At 73.6% G+C, this 20,620-nt stretch carries 21 protein-coding genes; 7 read left to right on the forward strand and 14 right to left on the reverse strand.

The features are described from left to right. Window positions 1-164 precede the first annotated feature (164 nt). Window positions 165-920: an IclR family transcriptional regulator gene (locus GQ466_RS23280; RefSeq protein WP_337193592.1), complete on the forward strand. Its 756-nt coding sequence runs from the start codon at window positions 165-167 to the stop codon at window positions 918-920. Here the strand turns inward: GQ466_RS23280 and GQ466_RS23285 are convergent. Further along, on the reverse strand, window positions 910-1,272 hold the full coding sequence (locus GQ466_RS23285; protein ID WP_161105124.1) for a YkvA family protein: 363 nt from the start codon (window positions 1,270-1,272) through the stop codon (window positions 910-912). The two genes, GQ466_RS23280 and GQ466_RS23285, sit on opposite strands and share 11 nt — an antisense overlap. 270 nt (window positions 1,273-1,542) lie before the next feature. On the opposite strand from GQ466_RS23285, the gene GQ466_RS23290 reads away from it, so the two are divergent. Further along, window positions 1,543-2,439: an alpha/beta hydrolase gene (locus GQ466_RS23290; protein WP_161105125.1), complete on the forward strand. Its 897-nt coding sequence runs from the start codon at window positions 1,543-1,545 to the stop codon at window positions 2,437-2,439. On the opposite strand, the gene GQ466_RS32460 is transcribed toward GQ466_RS23290, so the two are convergent. Beyond that, window positions 2,415-3,041 (reverse strand): septal ring lytic transglycosylase RlpA family protein, encoded by a 627-nt coding sequence (locus GQ466_RS32460; RefSeq protein WP_337193593.1) that lies wholly within the window; start codon window positions 3,039-3,041, stop codon window positions 2,415-2,417. The two genes, GQ466_RS23290 and GQ466_RS32460, sit on opposite strands and share 25 nt — an antisense overlap. A 443-nt stretch (window positions 3,042-3,484) precedes the next feature. Next, on the reverse strand, window positions 3,485-4,591 hold the full coding sequence (locus tag GQ466_RS23300; RefSeq protein WP_161105126.1) for a diiron oxygenase: 1,107 nt from the start codon (window positions 4,589-4,591) through the stop codon (window positions 3,485-3,487). 97 nt (window positions 4,592-4,688) lie between these two features. On the opposite strand from GQ466_RS23300, the gene GQ466_RS23305 reads away from it, so the two are divergent. Further along, the gene (locus GQ466_RS23305) at window positions 4,689-5,840 is read left to right on the forward strand and encodes a sensor histidine kinase (RefSeq protein ID WP_161105127.1); all 1,152 of its coding nucleotides are present in this window, start codon (window positions 4,689-4,691) and stop codon (window positions 5,838-5,840) included. 41 nt (window positions 5,841-5,881) lie between these two features. Here the strand turns inward: GQ466_RS23305 and GQ466_RS23310 are convergent, their stop codons facing one another. Together GQ466_RS23310 and GQ466_RS23315 are read right to left on the reverse strand one after the other, a co-directional pair. Further along, window positions 5,882-6,481, reverse strand: a complete 600-nt coding sequence (locus GQ466_RS23310) for an LURP-one-related family protein (RefSeq protein WP_202420964.1) — start codon at window positions 6,479-6,481, stop codon at window positions 5,882-5,884. A gap of 61 nt (window positions 6,482-6,542) precedes the next feature. Next, on the reverse strand, window positions 6,543-7,166 hold the full coding sequence (locus GQ466_RS23315; protein WP_161105128.1) for a TetR family transcriptional regulator: 624 nt from the start codon (window positions 7,164-7,166) through the stop codon (window positions 6,543-6,545). Between the two features lie 96 nt (window positions 7,167-7,262). Between GQ466_RS23315 and GQ466_RS23320 the strand changes: the two genes are divergently transcribed. Continuing rightward, window positions 7,263-8,561, forward strand: a complete 1,299-nt coding sequence (locus GQ466_RS23320; RefSeq protein ID WP_161105129.1) for a GH1 family beta-glucosidase — start codon at window positions 7,263-7,265, stop codon at window positions 8,559-8,561. 11 nt (window positions 8,562-8,572) lie between these two features. Here GQ466_RS23320 and GQ466_RS23325 read toward each other — a convergent pair whose 3' ends face one another. Continuing rightward, window positions 8,573-9,655: a CapA family protein gene (locus GQ466_RS23325; protein WP_337193594.1), complete on the reverse strand. Its 1,083-nt coding sequence runs from the start codon at window positions 9,653-9,655 to the stop codon at window positions 8,573-8,575. 98 nt (window positions 9,656-9,753) lie between these two features. Between GQ466_RS23325 and GQ466_RS23330 the strand changes: the two genes are divergently transcribed. Continuing rightward, a complete protein-coding gene (locus tag GQ466_RS23330) occupies window positions 9,754-11,982 on the forward strand; it encodes a molybdopterin-dependent oxidoreductase (RefSeq protein ID WP_161105130.1) in 2,229 nt (742 codons plus the stop codon). A gap of 108 nt (window positions 11,983-12,090) precedes the next feature. Further along, entirely contained in the window at window positions 12,091-13,011 is a 921-nt protein-coding gene (locus tag GQ466_RS23335) for a Rieske (2Fe-2S) protein (protein WP_161105131.1), read from the forward strand. Here GQ466_RS23335 and GQ466_RS23340 read toward each other — a convergent pair. Genes GQ466_RS23340 through GQ466_RS23350 form a run of 3 tightly spaced genes read right to left on the reverse strand, consistent with a single transcriptional unit; the run spans window position 13,008 to window position 15,304 of the window. Further along, window positions 13,008-13,775 carry a TSUP family transporter gene (locus GQ466_RS23340; protein WP_161105132.1) on the reverse strand — a complete coding sequence of 256 codons (768 nt, stop codon included), beginning with the start codon at window positions 13,773-13,775 and terminating at the stop codon, window positions 13,008-13,010. The genes GQ466_RS23335 and GQ466_RS23340 overlap by 4 nt on opposite strands. A 46-nt stretch (window positions 13,776-13,821) precedes the next feature. Beyond that, window positions 13,822-14,478 carry an SPFH domain-containing protein gene (locus tag GQ466_RS23345; RefSeq protein WP_161105133.1) on the reverse strand — a complete coding sequence of 219 codons (657 nt, stop codon included), beginning with the start codon at window positions 14,476-14,478 and terminating at the stop codon, window positions 13,822-13,824. 37 nt (window positions 14,479-14,515) lie between these two features. Continuing rightward, window positions 14,516-15,304 carry an ABC transporter ATP-binding protein gene (locus GQ466_RS23350; RefSeq protein ID WP_161105134.1) on the reverse strand — a complete coding sequence of 263 codons (789 nt, stop codon included), beginning with the start codon at window positions 15,302-15,304 and terminating at the stop codon, window positions 14,516-14,518. A 177-nt stretch (window positions 15,305-15,481) separates the two neighbouring features. Here GQ466_RS23350 and GQ466_RS23355 point away from each other — a divergent pair, with 177 nt between their 5' ends. Then, entirely contained in the window at window positions 15,482-16,234 is a 753-nt protein-coding gene (locus tag GQ466_RS23355) for a hypothetical protein (RefSeq protein WP_161105135.1), read from the forward strand. Window positions 16,235-16,284: 50 nt separating this feature from the next. On the opposite strand, the gene GQ466_RS32945 is transcribed toward GQ466_RS23355, so the two are convergent. The 5 genes from GQ466_RS32945 to GQ466_RS23380 all read right to left on the reverse strand — a co-directional run bounded on the left by GQ466_RS32945 (window position 16,285) and on the right by GQ466_RS23380 (window position 20,473). Next, window positions 16,285-16,980 (reverse strand): RDD family protein, encoded by a 696-nt coding sequence (locus GQ466_RS32945; protein WP_161105136.1) that lies wholly within the window; start codon window positions 16,978-16,980, stop codon window positions 16,285-16,287. Window positions 16,981-17,075: 95 nt separating this feature from the next. Next, entirely contained in the window at window positions 17,076-17,507 is a 432-nt protein-coding gene (locus tag GQ466_RS23365; protein ID WP_337193595.1) for a DUF2752 domain-containing protein, read from the reverse strand. Window positions 17,508-17,866: 359 nt separating this feature from the next. Then, complete coding sequence (locus tag GQ466_RS23370; RefSeq protein WP_202420966.1) at window positions 17,867-18,652, reverse strand: PP2C family protein-serine/threonine phosphatase; 786 nt, start codon at window positions 18,650-18,652, stop codon at window positions 17,867-17,869. A 40-nt stretch (window positions 18,653-18,692) separates the two neighbouring features. After that, complete coding sequence (locus GQ466_RS23375) at window positions 18,693-19,322, reverse strand: response regulator (protein WP_161105245.1); 630 nt, start codon at window positions 19,320-19,322, stop codon at window positions 18,693-18,695. Between the two features lie 17 nt (window positions 19,323-19,339). Next, the gene (locus tag GQ466_RS23380; RefSeq protein ID WP_161105137.1) at window positions 19,340-20,473 is read right to left on the reverse strand and encodes a GAF domain-containing sensor histidine kinase; all 1,134 of its coding nucleotides are present in this window, start codon (window positions 20,471-20,473) and stop codon (window positions 19,340-19,342) included. Window positions 20,474-20,620 lie beyond the last annotated feature (147 nt).

Below are 20,620 nucleotides of genomic sequence, written 5' to 3' on the forward strand. Positions count from 1 at the left end.
CCCCCCTTGGTGCGGCTCGGACGCCCCGGGGGGTGTTGTGCGGTGCACCGGGCTGTCTTGGTTATTACCGACGATCCCCGGTCGGTAACCCTTCGTGGTCATTTCGCATAGTGAAATCAGTTCTCCGTAGAATCGGGCGCGGGGCCGGGAGAGAGGAGCCGTCCGTGGCGGAAGCCGTCCGGTCGTTGGAGCGCGCCTTCGAGTTGCTGGAGCACCTCGCGGACGCGGGGGGCGAGCTGGCGCTGTCGGAGCTGACGGAGGTGTCGGGGCTGCCGATGCCCACGATCTACCGGCTGATGCGCACGCTGGTGAACCTCGGGTACGTGCGGCAGGAGCCGTCGAAGCGGTATGCGCTCGGGCCGCGGCTGATCCGGCTCGGGGACGGCGCGGGGCGGCTGCTCGGCTCGTGGGCGCGGCCCGCGCTGGCGCGGCTCGTGGACGAGGTCGGCGAGACCGCGAACATGGCCGTGCTGGAAGGGGACGCGGTCGTGTACGTCGCGCAGGTCCCGTCCCGGCACTCGATGCGCATGTTCACCGAGGTCGGACGGCGCGTGAAGCCCCACTGCACCGGCGTCGGCAAGGCGCTGCTGGCGCAGCTGGACGAGCCGCGCGTCCGCGAGATCCTGGCGCACACCGGCATGCCCGCCAACACCCCGCACACGCTCACCGACCCGGACGCGCTGATCGCCGAGCTGGCCAAGACCCGCGAGCGGGGGTACGCGCTGGACGACGAGGAGCAGGAGATCGGCGTCCGCTGCGTCGCCGTGCCGCTGCCCGGGGCGCCCGCGCCCGCCGCGCTGTCGGTGTCGGGCCCGTCCGCGCGCATGACGGGCGAGGCGCTCGGCGCCGTCGTTCCCGCCATGCGCGCGATCGCCGAGCGGTTCGCGGCGGAGCTGGCCCCGGGCGGCGTCAGTCGGTGATGTCGCCGGGGACGGCCCGCGGACGCCCGCTGTGCTCCCACCGGACGAAGTCGCCCGCGTGCCGCACCAGCATCGCGAGCAGCCAGAGGAAGACCCCCGCGTCGTCGGCCAGGCCGACGACGGGCAGCACCTCGGGGATCGCGTCGAGCGGCCAGACGATGTAGACGATCCCGAGCGCGAGCAGCCCGAGCGTCCCGATCGACAGGCCCTTGTATTCACCCTTGAGGACGGCCTTCACCATCCGGGGCACCGCGCGCGCCCGCTCCCCGAACCCGGGGGCCCCGGCCTCGCGCGTCTCGCTGTAGATCTGCCACGCCTGCCCTGCGGCGGCGGCACCGCGCCTCTTGTCCATCGGCGCGCTCCTTCCCCGTGACTCGGACGGGCGCGCCCCCGCAGCGCCCACGACTCCCTTTGACGGACACGATCGCCTGTTTGTTCCCTTTTGCGGCCGAGGTATCCGGGCAGATGCCGCCATAACCCTGACGGCGTCGTGCCAGCCGTGTTACGAAGGGTGACGGCTCCCTTACGCGACGGCCAAGGACGGCCGGGTTCACCGCGCCGCCGGACGCGTCCGCTGGAACCATGGGACCGGGAGACGCGGCTTCAGGAGTTGACGCAGGTCATGAGCGGAGAGCACATCGAGGGACCCGTCCACGGCGTCGCCGCGGGCGTCGCCTATCTCGCCCTGCCGCCCACGGCCGTGGACGCGCGCCCGGCCGGCCCGACCCGCATGATCGTCGGCTGGCCCGGCTTCGACCCGCCGCGCTCGGCGGTGTCGCTGGCGCTCGCGCTGCCGCTGACGGGCGTCCCGACCTGGCGCGTCTACCTGGAGCTGCCGAGCGACGCGCCGCCCGACGGCCTCGGCTCCGGCTCGTTCCTGGAGTCGCGGGCGATGGAGTCCTACGGGACGGCCGTCGAGACCGCCGTCGCGAACCTCCCGGCCGTCCTGGACGACCTGCGCCGCGACCTCGGCGTCCCCGACGGCCCGATCGGCCTCACCGGCTTCTCGACGGGCGCGGCGGCGGCGCTGCTCACGGTCGCCGCCGGGACCGTCCCGGTGAGCGCCGCCGCGCTGGTGACGCCGGTCGTGTCCCCGCACCGCTCGGCGCGCGCGCTGGAGAACCGGTCCGGACGGCGCCGCACCTGGGACCGGCGCGCCACCGCCCTCGCCGGCCGCCTCGACCTCGGCGCCCGCGCCCGCGACCTCGCCGACCGCAACGTCCCGCTGCTGCTCGTCGCCGGGTCGCGGGACCGGATCGTCCCGCCCGGCGAGGTCACGGCCCTGCGGGACCGGCTCGTCCGGACGGGCGCGTCCGCCACCGAGGCGGTCACGTTCCCGATGGACCACGCGCTGGCGGCCGAGCCGGGCACCGAGGCCCGGCCGCCGATCACCGAGGCCGTGCGGCTGGACGCCGCGCTGACCGAGTGGTTCCGGGAGCGGTTCGCGGCCGTCACGGCGCCGAGGGAGCCGGGCCGCGCGGCGCTGCTGGTGCCTCAGCCGCGCGAGAGCACCTCGTAGCGGACCGGGATCACCCCGGAGCCCATGCCGCCGACGGCCTGCATCGCGCCCGTCGACAGGTCCAGGCAGCGTCCGGCGACGAACGGCCCGCGGTCGTTGATGCGCACGACCACCGACTTGCCGTTGTTCTGGTTGGTGACCCGCACCTTGGAGCCGAGCGGCAGCGTCTTGTGCGCGGCGGTCAGCCCGCTCGGGTCGAACGGCTCGCCGCTGGCCGTCATCTGGCCCTCGCCGTAGAAGGACGCCTCGCAGGTGCCGCTGTCGAGCACCTTGGGCCTGGGCTTCGGCTTCTCGTCCCGGACGCTCTGCGCGAGCGGCTTGACGGGACGGACCTTGCGCGTCGGAGTGACGCTGGGGGTGGCGCGCGGCGCGTCGGCGAGCGGCGCTGTGGGGGTGGGTTGGGCGGCTGCGGCGGGCCGGGGGTCGGAGCCGCCGGTGGCGAGGACGGTCCCGGCGCTCACGGCGAGCACCGCGACGGCCGCGCCGGAGACGATGAGGACGGTCCGCAGCCGTGCCCCCGAAGAGGCGATCCGGGCGGCGACACCGCGCGGAAGACGTGCGAGAGAGCGACGGATATCGAGTTCAGGGCGATGTCGGCCCACGAAAGGTCCTTTGGTCGGGGACAGGTCCCCGGACGCCCGGCGGGGCGGCGCGCACGCCGTCTCCCGCCGTGGAAGATCGCGGGGGCGCGCACGCGCGCGCCGCACCGCGCGGGCCGGCCCGCCGGGGGAAACGACCCCGTGGGCGCGCCCGCCTGTTCAAGCCCCCGAAGGGCGCTCGCCCGCGTCGCCGCGGGCCGGCGTCCGGCCGGTGCGGGCGCCGCCTCCTCACGGCGTTCCGCACACAAGTCCTCGACCGTAGGTGGAAATCCCGGTGACACAACCGTGCGGACGCTCTTTGTGGGGTTTATCACCTGCTGTTTCAGCGCTATGGAGTGGATCAGTACCCGCGCGTTACCGAAAGGCCATGATCACTATCACCGGAAGATCACGAGAATGGCGACGGGGCCGCGCCGGTCTCCCGGCGCGGCCCCGCGGCGAAATGATCAGCCGGCGGCGCCCAGCTCGATGGCCTCGTCCACCTCCTGCTTGCGGACGGAGAGCTCCTGCGCGTGGCGCTCCGCGTCCACCTTTTCGGCGATCTCCTCGTCCTGCCGCATGAGCGCTTCGAGGTCGGCCTTGGCGTTGTCGAGGACGCCCATGTCGGCGTACGCGGCCTGCACCTTGTCGCCCCACAGGCCGACGTCCTTGACGCACGGGACGATCCGGCTGAACAGCAGCGACTGGTAGAGCCGGAACACCGACGACTGGTCGACGTACTCCATGCACTGCTGCACGGGCATGCCCAGCGTCTCGAAGACCTCGCGTCCGGTGAACCGGTCCCGCATCAGGTAGCAGCCCTCGACGACGAACTCCTCGCGCTCGGCCCGCTCCTTCTCGGTCAGCTCGGCGTAGTAGTCCTTGAGCGCGAGCCGTCCGAACGCGACGTGCCGGGCCTCGTCCTGCATGACGTAGGCGAGGAGCTGCTTCACCAGCGGGTTGGTCGCCAGGTCGCGGTAGAGGCCGAACGCGGCGAGCGCGAGCCCTTCGATGAGGACCTGCATGCCGAGGTAGGGCAGGTCCCACCGGCTGTCCTCCAGGGACTCGGCGAGCAGCCGCGCGAGGTCCTGGTTGACCGGGTAGTACATCCCGATCTTCTCCTGGACGAACTTGGCGTACAGCTCGACGTGCCGCGCCTCGTCCATCGTCTGGGTGGCGGCGTAGAACTTGGAGTCCAGGTCGGGGACGGACTGGACGATCCGCGCGGACACGTTCAGCGCCCCCTGCTCACCGTGCAGGAACTGGCTGAACAGCCAGGACCCCTGGTGGCGGCCGAACTCGTCCCGCTCGCGCTCGGACATCTTGGCCCAGATGTCGGAGCCGAGCAGCGGGTTGAACTCCTCGGGGAGGCCGGCGACGTTGTTCGGGTCGACCTCCAGGTCCCAGTCGATGCGCTTCTGGGCGTCCCACTGCTTGTCCTTGCCCTTCTGGTACAGGTTCAGCAGACGGTCGCGTCCGCCGTCGTACTCCCAGGTGAAGCGGGAGTCGCCGGCCATCGGGACGTTCCAGGTGTCGTGCGGCACGGGGACGGAGTACAGGTCGAAGGAACTCACGGGCACGCCTCCTCGGGGGGTGGAGGGCTGTTGGGAGCCCACCGCTTTACATTCCTTCGTAACATGTAAAGCGCGCTACGGCTACCGTGTGGGCCAGATGAAAACCGTCAGCTCCGTGTTCTTCGGCCACCCCGAGCCGCCCGCCCGGCTCCGCCGCACCGTGTGGGCGTCGATCGGGCTCGTGTACCTCGTCCCGTCCGCGTTCGACATCGCCCGCGAGGACGGCCCCCGCCGCGTCCTCGAGTTCGCCGCGCTCGCGCTCTACGTCGCGGTCTACGTGGCGACGCTCGCGAGCCGCCGGTCCTGGTTCGAGCCGTCGCCCGTCGCCACCTGGGTGCTGCTCGGCGCGCTGACGGTGCTGACGGCCGCCCTGCCGTTCGCGTTCGGCGCGACCTGGGTCGGGCTGCCGATCTACCTCGCGACCGTCGCGACGATGACGCTCCCGCAGCGCGTCGCGTTCGCCGCGCCGGTCGCGTGCGCGGCGCTGCTCGCCGTCCAGGGCGCGGCGGCCGGCGTCGGGACGGGCACGACGGCGCCGCTCGCGATCACGGCGTTCTCCGTCGGGATGCTGATGGGCGCCTTCCGGCACTCGCGGACGCTCGTCCACCAGCTCCGGGAGGCGCGCGGCGAGGTCGCCCGGCTGGCCGCCGCCGACGAGCGGCTGCGCATCGCCCGCGACCTGCACGACCTGCTCGGGCAGAGCCTGTCGCTGATCGTCCTGAAAAGCGAGGTGGCGCTGCGCGACCCCGCCCGGACGACCGCCGAGGTGGACGACATCCGGTCCGTCGCGCGGCAGGCCCTCGCCGACGTGCGCGGGACGATCTCCGGCTACCGCGCCCGCGGGCTGCGCGACGAGATCGTCTCGGCGCGGGCGGTGCTGGCGGCGGCGTCGGTCGAGGCCGCCGTGGACGTGCCCGACGGCGACCTGCCCGCCGACGTGGACGCCCTGTTCGGCTGGGCCGTCCGGGAGGCGGCCACGAACGTCGCGCGGCACTCGGGCGCCCGGCACTGCTCGATCACGGTCGTCCGCGCCGGGGACGCGGTGACGCTGGAGGTCGCCGACGACGGGCGGGCCGCCGCCGCGCCCGCGCCGGGCAACGGGCTGTCCGGGCTCGCCGAGCGCGTCGCGGCGGCGGGCGGGACGGTCACCGCGGGCGCCGGTGCGGGCGGCGGCTTCCGGCTGTTCGTGACCGTCCCGGCGGTCACGGCGGCGCAGCCGCGCCCGAGCGGCGTGGCGGGAGGCCCGTAGGCACGGGCCGGGCCGGGGCGGGCGCTGCCCCGGCCGGACGGTCAGCGGGACTGGAGGGCGTCCAGCGCCACGGCCTGCGCGATCACGAGTCGGCGGTCCAGCCGGGGGTCGTTGATCTCGACCACGTAGCGGTCGCGGAAGCCGAACTTCTTGTCCACCGTGAAGACGACCTGGTCCCCGGCCGTGAAGTCGAAGTGGTACGGCCAGGCGAACGGCAGGTTCTCGACGTACGGGATGAAGTTCCACAGCCGCCGCAGCACCGCGACGAACGTGCTGCGCTCGCTGCCCGTCGTCTCGCCGAGCCCCGGCTGCTCCAGGTGCCAGGTGGACTTCACCAGCGATTTCTTGAAGTTCTTGCGGAACACGCCGATCGGCTGCCCGGACGCGTCCGTGATGTCGTACGCGGACGCCAGGTCGATGCGCTTGCGGGCCTTGAAGGCGAGCAGCGGCCGGGACTTCTCGGCGTCGGCGTAGATCGTGACCTGCTCCTTGAACGCCAGCCGCTTCTGCTGCGCGAAGGCCAGCAGCGGCCCCTCGCTTCCGTCGGCGTTCTCGGTGTGGACCTCGTACTGGTTCACCATGAGCCGGATCCGCTGCCGGATCAGCAGCCGCTGCTGGCTCTGGAGTTGCGCGTCGTCCAACGCTCGCACCTGTTTCGCTCGGAGGGTTTGGGGGAGTGTGGCACAACCCCGGCCGCTCCGCTCACGCCTCCACGATGTGGTCGGCCAGGTAGCCGTGGATCAGCCGCTCGGCCTCGGCGATGATCGCCGGATCGCCGTCGGGGTTGCGGCGGAACGCCATCTTGAGGATCGCGTCGCCCGCCTCCACCGCGACCGCGAGCGCCCGCGCCAGCGCGGGGGTGTCGGCGAGCGCGAACGTCCGGACGACCAGCTCGCGCAGCCCCTCGGCGACGACGGAGTTGTTGTCGGCGGCGGCGTCCAGCAGGTTGGTGTCCGCGACGTCGCCGAACCGCAGGACGCGGAAGCCCGGGACGGTGCGGTGCATGTCCACGAACACCTCGATGATCGCGCCGACCGAGTCGGACCAGTCGGCGAACGCGCCGGCGGCCAGCCGCTCGGCGACGCGGTCGCCGAACTGCTCGAAGTTGCGCAGCGCGAGGGCCTGGGCGACGGCGCGCTTGTCGGGGAAGAACTGGTAGACCGACCCGATCGCGACGTCGGCGCGCTGCGCGATCTTCGTCGTAGTGAGGCCGTCGTAGCCGTCCTCGTCGAGGATCCCGGCGCAGGCGTCGAGCATCCGCTGGACGCGTTCGGCGCTGCGGCGCTGGGCGGGACGCCGGCGGAGGGGGGTCCGGATCTCGGTCACCCGACCATTGTCACCCAATCGCGACGGGACGCGTACGGCCGATCACCCTGAAGCGCCGCTAGAATCCGAATCTCCTTCGCGTTGAGGGGGCTGCCCATGCCGTTCCAGTGGGGCGTCGCGACCGCCGCGTACCAGATCGAGGGCGCGGTGGACGAGGACGGACGCGGGCCGTCCACCTGGGACGTCTTCGCGCACACGCCGGGCCGCGTCCGCGACGGGCACACCGGCGACGTGGCGTGCGACCACTACCACCGCTGGGCCGAGGACGTCGGGCTGCTCGGCGCCCTCGGCGTGGACGCCTACCGGTTCTCGGTCGCGTGGCCGCGCGTGCAGCCGTCCGGTTCAGGCCCCGCGAACCGGGCGGGGCTCGACTTCTACGACCGGCTCGTGGACGGCCTGCTGGGCAAGGACGTCGCGCCCGTCGTGACGCTCTACCACTGGGACCTGCCGCAGCCGCTGGAGGACGCGGGCGGCTGGATGAACCGCGACACGGCCGCCCGGTTCGCCGACTACGCCGCGCTCGTCGCCGACCGCCTCGGCGACCGGGTGGACGCGTGGATCACGCTGAACGAGCCCGTCGTCGTCATGGCGTACGGCTACGCGCTCGGCATGTACGCGCCGGGCCGGACGCTCATGCTCGACGCCCTGCCCACCGCGCACCACCAACTGCTGGCGCACGGCCTCGCGACGGGCGTCCTGCGTGAGCGCGGGGCGGCCAGGATCGGTCTGGCGAACCACTATTCGCCCGCGCTGCCTGCGGACGCGTCCTCCGCCGGGGCCGCCGAGGCGTTCGACGTGTTCATGAACCGTCTCTTCACCGATCCGGTGCTGACGGGTTCGTATCCCGAGATCCCCGGACTGGACGACGTCGTCCGCGCCGACGACCTCGCGGTCATTGCGGCGCCGCTGGACTTCCTCGGCGTGAACTACTACCAGCCGACCTGGCTCACGCAGCCCGGCCCGGACGCTCCCCTGCCGTTCGACATGGTGGACGCGCCCGGCCACGACGTCACCGGGACGGGCTGGCCGATCGTCCCCGACCAGTTCACCGCCCTGCTGCGCGGCCTGAGCGACCGGTACGGCGCCGCGCTGCCGCCGCTGGTCGTGACCGAGAACGGCGCGGCGTTCCCCGACGAGCCCGACGCGTCCGGCGCGGTGGCCGACACCGACCGCATCGCCTTCCTGTCCTCGCACATCGCGGCCATGCAGGACGCGATGGACTCCGGCGTGGACGTGCGCGGATATTTCGTCTGGTCCCTGCTCGACAACTTCGAGTGGGCGGCGGGGTACCACGCTCGGTTCGGGCTCGTCCACGTCGACTACCCGACGCAGCGCCGCACCCCGAAGCGCTCCTTCACCTGGTACCGCGACCTGATCGCCCGCTCACGCGCCTGAGTTCTCGCCGCTCAAGGGCGCGCGGTGAGGCCGGTGCAGGCGCGCAGGCCGTTCCAGCGCTTCGTCTCCGCCGTCGCCGCCGCGCCCGTCAGCGGGATCGGCAGGCCGTTCGCGATGCGGGCGGGCCTCCATTTCGCGGCCGTCACCTTGCGGCCCTGCATCTTCAGGAACAGGACGCCCGAGTTCGCCGTCTGGCCGTTCGCGGACGAGAACACGAAATTGCCCATGCCGTAGTGGACGTACTTCCCGTCCAGGTAGCCGCCGCCGAGCGGGACGTGCGCGTGGCCGCCCACCACGACGTCCGCGCCCGCCGCGACGAGTTTCTTCGCCAACGTCTGCTGGCGCGGGAGCGGGCAGTTCTTCAGCTCCTGGCCCCAATGCAGGTGGACGATCACGATGTCCGACGTTTTGCGGGCCTCGCGAACGGCCTGGACCATGCGCGGCTCGTCCTTGGCGGAGGCCAGGCCGCCCTTCGTGTCCGTCGCCGTCCAGGCCTGGATGAGCTGGTCGTCCAGGACCTGCGTCGCGCCGATGATGGCCAGGCGGTTGCCCTTTACCGTCACGCGATAAGGGCGGTAGGCCGCGTCGGCGTCCTTCCCGATGCCGACCGTCGGGAATTTGCTCGTTCTGATGGCGCGCAGCGAATCCTGGAGGCCGACCTCGCCGAAGTCCATGCCGTGGTTGTTGGCCATCGACGCCGCGTCCACCCCGGCCGCGCGCAGCGCCGTGAAAGCCGACGGCGGCGCGCGGAACGTGAACTCCTTGCCCGGCGCCGGCGTGCCGCGCGTCGTGATCGCCGTCTCCAGGTTGACCATCGCGAAATCGGCGGCCCGCAGCAGTTTCGCCACCGGGCCGAGCGCCGTCTTCGGCGACGCCAGCCGTGACCGCAACTGGCCCTCGAAATGCGTGTCCCCGCCGAAGGCCAGCAGGATCGGCTCCTTCGCGGGCGCGGAGGTCTTCGCGCGGGCCGGCGGCGACGACGCGGGCGGCGTCCCAGCACCGGCCGGGTCCTCGTTCCCGCCGCACGCGGCGAGCGCCAGCAGCGCGAGGGCCGCGACGGCGGCGGCCGGCGCCCGGTGTCCCTGGATGACCACGGTTTTCTCCTCAGCGTTCGGCCGCGATCGGACCGTACCACCACCGTCCGCACGGGCATCATGGTGGAACCACCCCTGGAAAGCCTGGAGCGCATCTCATGGCGAGCCGTACCGCCTTCCGAACCTGTCCCCTGTGCGAGGCCGTCTGCGGACTCCGGCTGCGCATCGACGACGACGTCATCACCGAAGTCCGCGGCGACCCCGACGACCCGTTCAGTCGGGGCTACCTCTGCCCCAAGGGCGCGTCCCTCGGCCGCCTCGACGCCGACCCCGACCGCCTCGACGCGCCCCTGCTGCGCGGCGACGCCGGGCACGCCGAGACGAGCTGGGAGGAGGCGTTCCGGCACGTCCACGCCCGGCTGCGGGACATCCTGGACCGGCATGGGAACGATGCAGTGGCCGTCTACATCGGCAACCCCGCCGCCCACTCCATCGCCGGGCCGCTGTACGCGCCCGCCCTCGTCAAGGCGCTGCGCACCCGCAACGTCTACACCGCGTCCACCGCCGACCAGATGCCCAAGCACGTCAGCTCCGGGCACCTGTTCGGCGATCCCACCGCGATCCCCGTCCCCGACCTGGACCGCACCGACCACCTGCTGATGTTCGGCGCGAACCCGCTGGAGACCAACGGCAGCCTGTGCTCGGCGCCCGACTTCCCGAAGCGGCTGCGCGCCGTCCGCGCCCGCGGCGGGACGGTCACCGTCGTCGACCCGCGCCGCACCCGCACCGCCGACCTCGCCGACGAGCACGTCTTCCTGCGGCCCGGCACGGACGCGTTCCTGCTCGCCGCGCTCGTCCAGGTCCTGTTCGCCGAGGACCTCGTCGCGGCGCCGCCCGCGCTGCCCGACCGGCTCAACGGGCTGGACGACGTCCGCGCGCTCGTCCGCGACCTCACGCCCGAACGCGTCGCGCGCGTCACCGGCGTCGAGCCCGCGACCACGCGGCGCCTGGCCCGCGCGCTCGCCGCCGCGCCGCGCGCCGCCGTCTACGGGCGGCTCGGCACGACCGTCCAGGCGTTCGGGACGCTCAGCAGCTGGCTCGTGGACGTCCTCAACATCGTCACCGGCAACCTCGACCGTCCCGGCGGGGCGATGTTCGCGCGGGCCGCGCACCGGTCCCTCCACCGCCTGCGCCGACCGTTCGCGCCCGGCCGCTGGCACAGCCGCGTCCGCGGGCTCCCCGAGACGATGGGCGAACTGCCCGTCGCCACCCTCGCCGACGAGATCGAGACGCCCGGCGAGGGCCGCGTCCGCGCGCTGATCACGATCGGCGGGAACCCGGCGCTGTCCGCGCCGAACGCCGCCCGGCTGGACCGCGCGCTCGGCACGCTCGACTTCATGGTCAGCGTCGACCCCTACCTCAACGAGACGACCCGGCACGCCCACGTCGTCCTGCCGCCGCCCCGGCCCCGGCAGACGCCGCACTACGACGTCGCGCTGCTCGGCCTCGCCGTCCGCAACTACGCGCGGTACTCGCCGCCGGTCGTCGCGCCGCCCGCCGGACGGCCCGGCGAGGCCGCGATCCTCGCCCGCCTCGCCGTGACCGCGTCCGGCCTGGACGCCGCGCCCGGCGACCTGGACGAGATGATCATCGCGGACACGCTGCGGAAGGCCGTCGCGCTGCCCGGCTCGCCCGTCCACGGCCGGGACCCCGGCGAACTGCGCAAGGCCCTCGCCGACGGCACGCTCACCGAGCAGCGGCTCGACATGATGCTGCGTCTCGGCCCGTACGGGGACGGCTTCGGCGACGACCCGTCCGGCCTCACCCTCGCCCGGCTGCGCGACGAGCACCCGCACGGCATCGACCTCGGCCCCCTCGAACCGCGCCTGGACGAGGTGCTCTGCACGGCGTCCGGCCGCATCGAGCTGTGCCCGCCCGCGTTCGCCGCCGACACCGGACGGCTCCGCGCCGCCCTCGACGCCGCCCCGGCCGATCCCGGGCTCGTCCTCATCGGCCGCCGCCACCTGCGCTCCAACAACAGCTGGATGCACAACGTCCCCGAACTGACCGGCGGCTCCAACACCTGCACGCTCCAGCTCAGCACCGCCGACGCCGGACGCCTCGGCGTCACCGCGGGCGCCCGCGTCCGCGTCACCGCCCGCACCGGCACCGTCGAGGCCGTCGCCGAGCCGACCGACCGCCTGATGCCCGGCGTCGTCAGCCTCCCGCACGGCTGGGGCCACGACCGTCCCGGCACCCGCACCCGCGTCGCGAGCGCCGACCCCGGCGTCAGCGTCAACACCCTCACCGACGAACGCGAGATCGACCCGCTCTCCGGCACGGCCGTCCTCAACGGCGTCCCCGTCACCGTCGAACCCATCGCATGACCACCGGGTTTCGCGCGAACCGCGCGCGGTAGGAGCCCGATCCCCGAGTGGCCGCCTCGGGGAGCGGCGGATAGTGTCGAGAGCGGCGCCACACTCCCGAGGAGGGTCATGAACCGACGGGCGAGCAACATCTTCCGGCGCGTCGCCAGGCCGAGCCGCGGGGCGCGGCCGACCGACGTCGCCGAGAGCATGGAGCGCGCGGAGCGGCTCGACCCGGTGGTCGAGGCGGTCCAGTCCGTCGCGCGGCGCGTCCTGCCGCCCGGGAGGCTGCGGGACCTGCTGAACGGCGTGCCGTTCGGGCATCCGGCGCACGCTCCGATGACGGACCTGCCCATCGGGTGCTGGATTTCGGCGGGCGTGCTCGACCTGCTGCCCGGGAACCGGCGCGCCGCCGGGACGCTCGTCGCCGCCGGGCTCGCCGGGGCCGTCCCGACCGCGCTGGCGGGGCTCGCCGACTGGTCGTCGCTGCACCGCGAGCAGCAGCGGACGGGGCTCGTCCACGCGTTCGGCACGTCCGCCGCGACCGCGCTGTACGCGGCGTCGCTCGTCGCGCGGCTGCGCGGCCGGGACGCGGCCGGACGCGCGCTCGGGTTCGCCGGGCTCACGGCGGTGCTCGGCGGCGCCTACCTCGGCGGGCACCTCGCCTACCGGCAGGCGGCGGGCGTCAGCCACGCCGACCCGGTGCAGCACCTGGTGCCGCTCGGCTGGCACGACCTGTGCTCGCTGGACGACCTGCCGCCCGGCGCGCCGGTGTCGCGGCGGCTCGGCTACATCGCGCTGTTCGTGCTGCGGATCCACGACGACATCCACGTCCTCACCGACCGGTGCAGCCACCTCGGCGGGCCGCTGCACCAGGGCCGCATCGTGTACGACCGCGACGACGAGCTGTGCGTCGTCTGCCCGTGGCACGGCAGCACGTTCCGGGTGGACGACGGCGCGGTCGTCCACGGCCCGGCGACCGGCCGGCAGCCCGCGTTCGAGACGCGCGTGCTGGACAACGGCGTCGTCCAGGTCCGCCCGCTGCCCTAGAGCAGGAACTTGGCCAGGGCGGCGAGCCCGACGACGACGATCACCGCGCGCAGCAGCGGCGGCGGGATGCGGCGGCCGACGCGGGCGCCGAGCAGGCCGCCGAGCGTCGCGCCGAGCGCGATGAGCAGGACGGCGAGCCAGTCGATGCGGGTGTCGGAGAACAGCCACAGCCCGGTGAACAGGACGGCCGCCGACCCGTTCACCACCGCCGACAGGACGTTCTTCGCCGCGTTGACGCGCTGGATCTCGTCGTCCAGCGCGATGCCGAGCACGGCGATGAGGATGATGCCCTGCGCGGCGCCGAAGTAGCCGCCGTAGACGCCCGCGAGCAGGATCGCCGCCCACAGCCAGGGGCCGCCGTGCGGGCGCGTCCCGTTCCGGCGGGCGACCAGCCACTTCTGGAGCCGGGGCTGGACGACCACGAGGACGAGCGCGACCACGATGAGCGCCGGGACGATGACCTGGAACGCTCCCGCGGGCAGCGCGAGCAGCAGCGTCCCGCCGAGCAGCGCGCCGAGCAGGGACGCCGAGCCGAGCCGCAGCAGCCGGTCCCGCTGGCCGCGCAGCTCGCGCCGGTAGCCGTACGCGCCGGTCACCGAGCCGGGCACGAGCCCGATGTTGTTGGAGACGTTCGCGACGACGGGCGGGAAGCCGAGCGCCACGAGCGTCGGGAAGGTGATCAGCGAGCCGGAGCCGACGACGGTGTTGATGCCCCCGGCGGCGATGCCCGCCGCGAAGACCGCGACCCCTTCCAGCACGTCCACGGTCCGAAAGCGTAGAGCGGGCCGGAAAAGGGGCGGCGGGTGGGGGTCACCCCGGGACGATCCCGCCCGCCCGCAGCGCCGTCGCGGTCCGCTCGCCGTCGGCGGCGAGGATCGCGGCCTGCCGCTCGCCCTCGGCGCGCAGGATCCGGGCGCGCTTCTCGTGCTCGGCGCGCGCCTCGTCCTCGATGGCGTCGCGGAGCCCGGCGGGCGGGTCGACGGCCTTCAGCTCGACCGCGCGCAGCCGCAGCCCCCAGCGTCCGGCGGGGCCTTCGAGCGCGGCCAGCACCTCGTCGCCGATGACGGCGCGGGACGGCGCGACCTGCTCCAGCTCGCGCGTCCCGACCGCCGCGCGCAGGGCCGTCACGACGACCTCGCTGATCGCGCTGTGCAGCTCGGCGACGGCGTAGGTGGCGGCGCGCGCGTCGGCGACCTCGTACCGGACGACCGTCTCGACGTGGACGAGCAGGTTCTCCGCCGTCGCGATCGGCCGGGCCGGGAACGGCAGCACGCGCTCGCGCAGGTCGACGCGCGCCCGCACCCGGTCGAACGGCGCGAACACCAGCCGCACGCCCGGCGTGAGCGTGCGGTGGTGACGGCCGAGGCGCTCGACGACGTCCGCCGTGGCCTCCGGGACGACCCGGACCGCCGCGACGAGGTAGAGGACGGGGCACGCGACGGCGAGGACGATCAGGGCGAGGAGCACCCCTGGATGGTAGGTCGGCGCGCCCCCGCCGAGAAGGTCACCGGGCGGCGCGCGCGGCCCACCGGCCCTCGTGCCGCTCCACCGTGAGCGGCAGCCCGAAGCATTCGGACAGGTGCTCGGGCGTGAACACCTCGTCCACCTTGCCCTGCGCCAGGATCGTCCCCTTACGGAGAAGCAAGGCATGTGTGACCCCGGAGGGCACTTCTTCGAGATGGTGGGTGACAAGGACGGTCGTCGGCGCGGCCGGGTCGTCGGCCAGCACGCCGAGCCGCCGGACGAGGTCCTCCCGGCCGCCGAGGTCCAGGCCCGCGGCGGGCTCGTCCAGCAGCAGCAGCTCCGGGTCCGGCATGAGCGCCCGCGCGATCTGCACCCGCTTGCGCTCGCCCTCCGACAGCGTCCCGAACCGGCGGTCGGCCAGGTCGGCGGCGCCGAGGGCGTCCAGCAGGGCGGCGGCGCGCGCGAGGTCGGCCGACTCGTACTCCTCGCGCCAGCGGCCGAGGATCGCGTAGGACGCCGTCACCACCAGGTCGAGGACGGTCTCCCCCGGCGGCACCCGCTCGGCCACCGCCGCCGAGGCCAGGCCGATGCGCGGACGCAGCTCGAAAACGTCCGTCCGGCCCAACCGCTCGCCCAAAATGTCCACATCACCCGAAGTCGGGTACAGCAGCGAGCCCGCCACCTGGAGGAGCGTCGTCTTCCCCGCGCCGTTCGGGCCGAGGATCACCCACCGCTCGCCCTCGTCCACCGACCACGAGACGTCGCGCAGGAGATCCGCTCCGTCGCGCCTGACCCCGACTCCGCTGAGTTCCAGTACCTCGCCGGCCATCGTGCGCCCTGTCCCCAATCTCGCCTCACAGGAGTGATCGACCCCCGGAGTGAACTTATGCGATCGCGCGGGCAGGTCTTCCCGCGGACCGGTTTGCCCCTCACGCTATCGAGTGGGTCAGGCGATCCGAACGCTTATGGTGGTTCGCATGCCCATAGGGGATTGTTTGGGGACGGCATGAACGACGCAGCCATCGCCCTGGTCGCGTGGGGCAACGCCTGGCTGACGGGCAACGTCGGCCTGGACGAGGCCGTGGACGCCGTCGAGCGCGTCGCCGGACCGCAGCTCCTCGGCACCGCCCCCGCCGAGGCGCCGCTGCGGCGCGGCCTCGGCGACCTGCGCGTCGGCGGGCTGACCGGGCTGCGGCTCGCGCTGCCCGCGCCCGGCGACCCGCTCGGGCTGACCGGCCCGCCGGCGTTCAACGCGCGGGCCGTGGACGCGGGCGCGGCGGTCGTCGCGGCGCTCGGGGAACGGGCCATCGGGCTCGTCCCGGCCGAGGACCGGCGCGGCTCGTCCTATGTCGGGGTCCGCTGGGAGCCGTGCGACGCCGCGCCCTCCCCGCCGGACGTCCCGTCCCTCGCCGAGGCCGACCGGCACCTCACGCTCGCGATGCGGGACGCGACCGAGGCGCTGCTGACCGTGGACGACGTCGACGGCGTCCCGCCGCAGGTCGCCGACGCCCTCGCCGACCTGCGCGACCCCGGCCAGCACGGCCATCCGCTGGCGCCCGGCTACCCGGCCCGCGCGCACCGCGTCGCCGCGCTCGCCGGACGGCTGTCGCGGGTCGTCGCGCTGGCCCGGCGGATGGAGGCGCGCGGCCTCACGTCCGACGCGATGCACCGCCGCGAGCAGGCGCTGCGGATGCTGGACGGCGCCGTGCGGCGCGCGCTCGTGGCGGCCTGCAACAGCGCGTTCGATCCCGTCCCGTAGAAACGCGAAACGGGGCGTCCGGCCGGACGCCCCGTTCGTCTTCCGGACCGTCAGGCCCGGACGACCAGCGTGTTGCAGATCTTGTCGGCGAAGGTCTGCTTGCGGTCGTCCCACAGCGGCCAGAGGAAGCCGATGTAGCAGGCGAAGCCGTCGGCGACGTGCGCGAGGCGACGGACGAACGCGCCGCCGAAGCCGAGCACCTGGCCGGTCTGCGCGCTGACGACCCGGATGCCCATCTGGCGCTTGCCGATGGTCTGGCCGGTCGTGCCCTCCTGGTAGATCATCCAGATCATCCCGGCGGCGTACCCGGCGAGCGCGATCAGGATGATCAGCGCGCCGAGCGCCCCGGCCGCTCCGCTGCCGCTGGCCGCGAGCAGGCTGCCGATGAAGTAGACGATGGCGACCGGCGCACCGATGATGAGGCCGTCGATGAGCGTCGCGCCGACCCGGCTGCCCCACTCGGCGAGCTGGCCCGTCGAGCCGTAGTGGTGGTGATGGACCTCCTGGCCGTAGCCGGGCTGCGCGGGCGGCTGCCCGTAGCCCGGCTGGGGGGCCGGGGGCTGGCCGTAGCCGGGCTGCGGCGGGGGCTGCTGGCCGTACCCGGGCGGGGGCGGCTGCTGACCGTATCCCGGCTGCTGCGGCGGCTGCTGACCGTACCCGGGCTGCTGCCCGTACCCCGGCTGCTGCGGGGGCTGCTGGCCGTAGCCGGGCTGCTGCTGCCCGTACGGGTCGTAGGGGTTGCCCACACTTGCTCCTTAGTCGTTTCGACCCTGTGGTTGGTGTGACGTCCGCCGAGCCCTGAAGGCTCCGCGAGCCCGGCCGGTTTCCGCCGGCGCCGGCCTCAGACCCGCAACAGCCCGAGCCGGGCGAGCTGCCACAGCTCCGACGCCACGAGGGCTGCGCCGAGGATCCACGCGCGGGTCCCCGGCCGGAGTGCCCACCACCGGACTCCCGCCCCGAGCGGCGCGACGGCGAGGCCGACGGCGCCGGCGAACGCCACCGGGTTGGCGAGCACGGCCTGGACCGGACGGCCCGAGCCCAGCTCGATGAACACCGTGGTGCCGCCGCACAGGGGGCAGGGAATCCCCGTGATCGCCCGCAGGGGGCAGAGCACGCCGGGGTCGTTGACGCGGTGGACGCATGCCACGCCGACGGCGGCGAGCGCCATCACCGCGACGCGCAGCGCCGTCCCTTTCGGGCCGTGCCGCGCGGAGCCGAGGACACGGCCGAAACCGCCGCCGGACGCGCGGGCGCGCACGGTCGCCCCGGGCACTCCCCCCAACGCATCCTCCGCCTCGATGACATGAGTCCAGTGACCCGTATATCTGCTTGGTCCGGGCTGAGGTCAACCCCAGGGAAAAATCCGCGATCAGACTGTTATCTCCCCCGAGACCGCCTCGTCCGGGGGTCCACACTAGGACAAACGCGTCGGCCATGGGCGAACTTCACCCACTGTTCTCGTTCGCCTCGGGACCCCGCACCGTCACTCCGGAGCCGGTGAGCGCGCGGGTACGCGCGGCTGCGCGCGGGGCGGGGCCGCACCGGGAGGCTTCCTCGACCGGTGCGGAACGTCACACAGGGGGTATCGGCCCGCACGCGCGTTCGTGCGGGCGCGGGTGCGCGCCGGGCTGCTCAGGCCTGCGCGGCTGCGCCTACGGTGGTGGGGCCCGAGTGCTCGGTGAGGTGGTCGGCCTCGACCACGTCGGCGACCACGCCGGTGATGTTGTCCGGGCCGCCGTTGTCGCGGGCGATCTCGATGAGCCGCCGGACGGCCCCGGCGGGCTCGGCCTCGGCCGTCAGCACCTCGTAGATCGTCTGGGCGTCCACCGGGCCGCTCAGGCCGTCCGAGCACAGCAGGTACCGGTCGCCGAGCCGGGCCTCGCGCAGCCGCAGGTCGGGTTCGCGGTCGTCGCGGCCGTCCAGCACCCGGTACAGGACGTGCGACAGCCGCGACGTCTCCGCCGGGTCGGCCGTGCCGCCGGACTGCTCGGCCTCGGCCTTCAGCAGCTCGTCCATCGTGTGGTCCTGCGTGATCTGGAACAGCTCGCCGTCGCGCAGGAGGTAGCCGCGCGAGTCGCCGATGTGGGCGAGCGCGACGGACGTCCCGGCCCAGAGCATCGCGGTCAGCGTGGTGCCCATCCGGCTGAGGTCGGGCCGCTCCTCGCGCACGATGCGCAGCTTCTCGTTCGCCTCCGCCACCGCACGGCCGAGGCTCCCGACGAGGTCGTCCGTCCGCTCGTCGGTGTCGAGCGAGCGCAGCGATCCGATGACGGTGGAGCTGGCCACCTCGCCGCCCGCGTACCCGCCCATGCCGTCGGCGACCGCGATCAACCGCGCACCGGCATAGCCGGAGTCCTCGTTGTTCTCCCGGCTGCAGCCGATGTCGCTGCCTGCTGCGTATCTGATTGCTACGTTCATACCGATTTCGATGACGATCCTGTCAGGGAAGTTGTTTGTATCAGTCGCCGGCGAGCCCATGACGGACGGCGTACAAAGCCGCCTGCGTCCGATCCTGCACTCCCAATTTCATGAGCAGATTACTGACGTGGGTCTTGACCGTCTTCTCGGAGACCACGAGCGCGCGTGCGATCTCCCGGTTGGACCCGCCCCGTGCGATGCACACGAGCACCTCCCGCTCCCGTTCGGTCAGCGCGGCCAGGCCGCGGTCGTCGCCGGCCCCGCCGCCGAGCATCGCCTCCGCGGCGTCGGGCGCGAAGAGGACGTGCCCGTCGTGGACGGCCCGGATCGCCTGGACGAGCGCCATCGGGTCGACGTCCTTGTAGAGGTACCCGGCGGCACCCGCCCGTACGGCGGGCAGCACGTGCCCTCGCTCCGTCACGCTCGTGAGGACGAGCACCCGTGCCGGAACCCCCCGAGCCCGCAGCTCCGTCAGCGCGGCGAGTCCGTCGGCGCCCGGCATCTTGAGGTCCAGCAGCACGATATCGGGCTTCAGGGATTCGGCCAGCGTCACCGCCGACACGCCGTCCGCGGCCTCGCCGACGACCTCGATGTCGTCCTGGACGCCGAGGAACGTCCGCAGCCCCTGGCGCACCACAGGATGATCATCGGCGATCAGCACGCGGATCACAACGGGGTCGGGCGAACTCACAGCGGCACCTCCAGCCGGACGACCGTGCCCTTTCCGGGCGTCGCGTCGATCGTCAGCGCGCCGCCGACCGACGCGGCCCGTTCGGTCATCGACGCGATCCCGAGGCCGCCGCCGTTCTTGCCGCCGGTCTCGGTGGCGGGGTCGAAGCCCGTCCCGTCGTCGGCGACCTCCAGCGCGAGCGCCCCACCGTCCGCGGTGAGCCGCACCTCGACCGACGCGGGGTCGGCGTGCCGGAGCGCGTTGTACAGCGCCTCCTGGACGATCCGGAACACGACCGTCTCGCGCTCCTCGGTCAGCGCGACGGCCGTGGCGCCGGTGTACCGGACGGACGCGTCGCTGACCCGGTCCAGGACGTCCACGTGCTTGCGCAGCGACGGGACGAGCCCGTCGGCGAGGTCGGCGGGCCGCAGCTCGAAGATGACCGCGCGCAGCTCCGCCAGCGCCTCGCCCGCCAGCTCCTCCACCCGCGCCAGCTCGGCCGCCGACCGGGCCGGGTCGCGGGGGGCGAGCGCGGCGGCGGCGCGGGCGGTGAGCCGGAGCGAGAAAAGCTTCTGCGCGACCGCGTCGTGCAGTTCGCGCGCCAGCCGGTTGCGCTCGGCGACGACGGTCAGCTCGCGGTTGCGCTCGTACAGCCGCGCGTTCGACATCGCGATGGCGGCGTGGGCGGCGAACAGCGTGAGCAGTTCCTCGTCGGCCGCGGTGAACCCGCCGCCGGACTCCTTGTTGGCCAGGAAGATGATGCCGAGGACGTCCGCGCCGTCGGTGATCCGGACGCCGAGGAAGTCCTTGAGCACGGGATGCGCCACCGGCCAGCCCTCGAACTCGGGCGCGGCGCGGATGTCGGAGAGGCGGTGCGGGGTCTCGTCCCTGAGCATCGCGGCGAGCATCCCGTGCTGGCGCGGCAGCGGGCCGATCGCCTCCCACTGCTCGGCGCTGATCCCCGCGACGACGAACTCGGCGAACGAGCCCTCGTCGTCGGGGACGCCGAGCGCGGCGTAGCGGGCGTCCAGCAGCCGCGCGGCGGCCCGGACGATCACCTGGAGCACCTCGTGCACCGACAGGTGGCTGGTGACGGCGAGGACGGCGGAACTGACGGCGTGCAGCGTCGCGTTCGCGTCCCGCTCGGCCATCACGCCCCCCTTCATGCCCCTCGGTAACGACCGTACTCGCTGCGCGGTGTCCGGCGCCGGGTGGTCCGCAGGTCCTACGACCAAGGGCAGACGAGACGGGGCTCGGACGGCCGATGCGGGAAACGGTCACGGATTTCTAGCGTCGAG

This window comes from Actinomadura rayongensis (assembly GCF_009831215.1).
GTDB classification, from domain to species: Bacteria; Actinomycetota; Actinomycetes; order Streptosporangiales; family Streptosporangiaceae; genus Spirillospora; species Spirillospora rayongensis.

What these genes read in the sequence shown, in the direction of transcription:
- GQ466_RS23290 (WP_161105125.1), top strand. Translation starts at nt 1,543, where the DNA reads ATGAGCGGAGAGCACATCGAGGGACCCGTCCACGGCGTCGCCGCGGGC.
- GQ466_RS23350 (WP_161105134.1), bottom strand. Translation starts at nt 15,304, where the DNA reads ATGGCCGGCGAGGTACTGGAACTCAGCGGAGTCGGGGTCAGGCGCGAC.
- GQ466_RS23285 (WP_161105124.1), bottom strand. Translation starts at nt 1,272, where the DNA reads ATGGACAAGAGGCGCGGTGCCGCCGCCGCAGGGCAGGCGTGGCAGATC.
- GQ466_RS23335 (WP_161105131.1), top strand. Translation starts at nt 12,091, where the DNA reads ATGAACCGACGGGCGAGCAACATCTTCCGGCGCGTCGCCAGGCCGAGC.
- GQ466_RS23330 (WP_161105130.1), top strand. Translation starts at nt 9,754, where the DNA reads ATGGCGAGCCGTACCGCCTTCCGAACCTGTCCCCTGTGCGAGGCCGTC.
- GQ466_RS23380 (WP_161105137.1), bottom strand. Translation starts at nt 20,473, where the DNA reads ATGGCCGAGCGGGACGCGAACGCGACGCTGCACGCCGTCAGTTCCGCC.
- GQ466_RS23320 (WP_161105129.1), top strand. Translation starts at nt 7,263, where the DNA reads ATGCCGTTCCAGTGGGGCGTCGCGACCGCCGCGTACCAGATCGAGGGC.
- GQ466_RS23355 (WP_161105135.1), top strand. Translation starts at nt 15,482, where the DNA reads ATGAACGACGCAGCCATCGCCCTGGTCGCGTGGGGCAACGCCTGGCTG.
- GQ466_RS23305 (WP_161105127.1), top strand. Translation starts at nt 4,689, where the DNA reads ATGAAAACCGTCAGCTCCGTGTTCTTCGGCCACCCCGAGCCGCCCGCC.
- GQ466_RS23370 (WP_202420966.1), bottom strand. Translation starts at nt 18,652, where the DNA reads ATGAACGTAGCAATCAGATACGCAGCAGGCAGCGACATCGGCTGCAGC.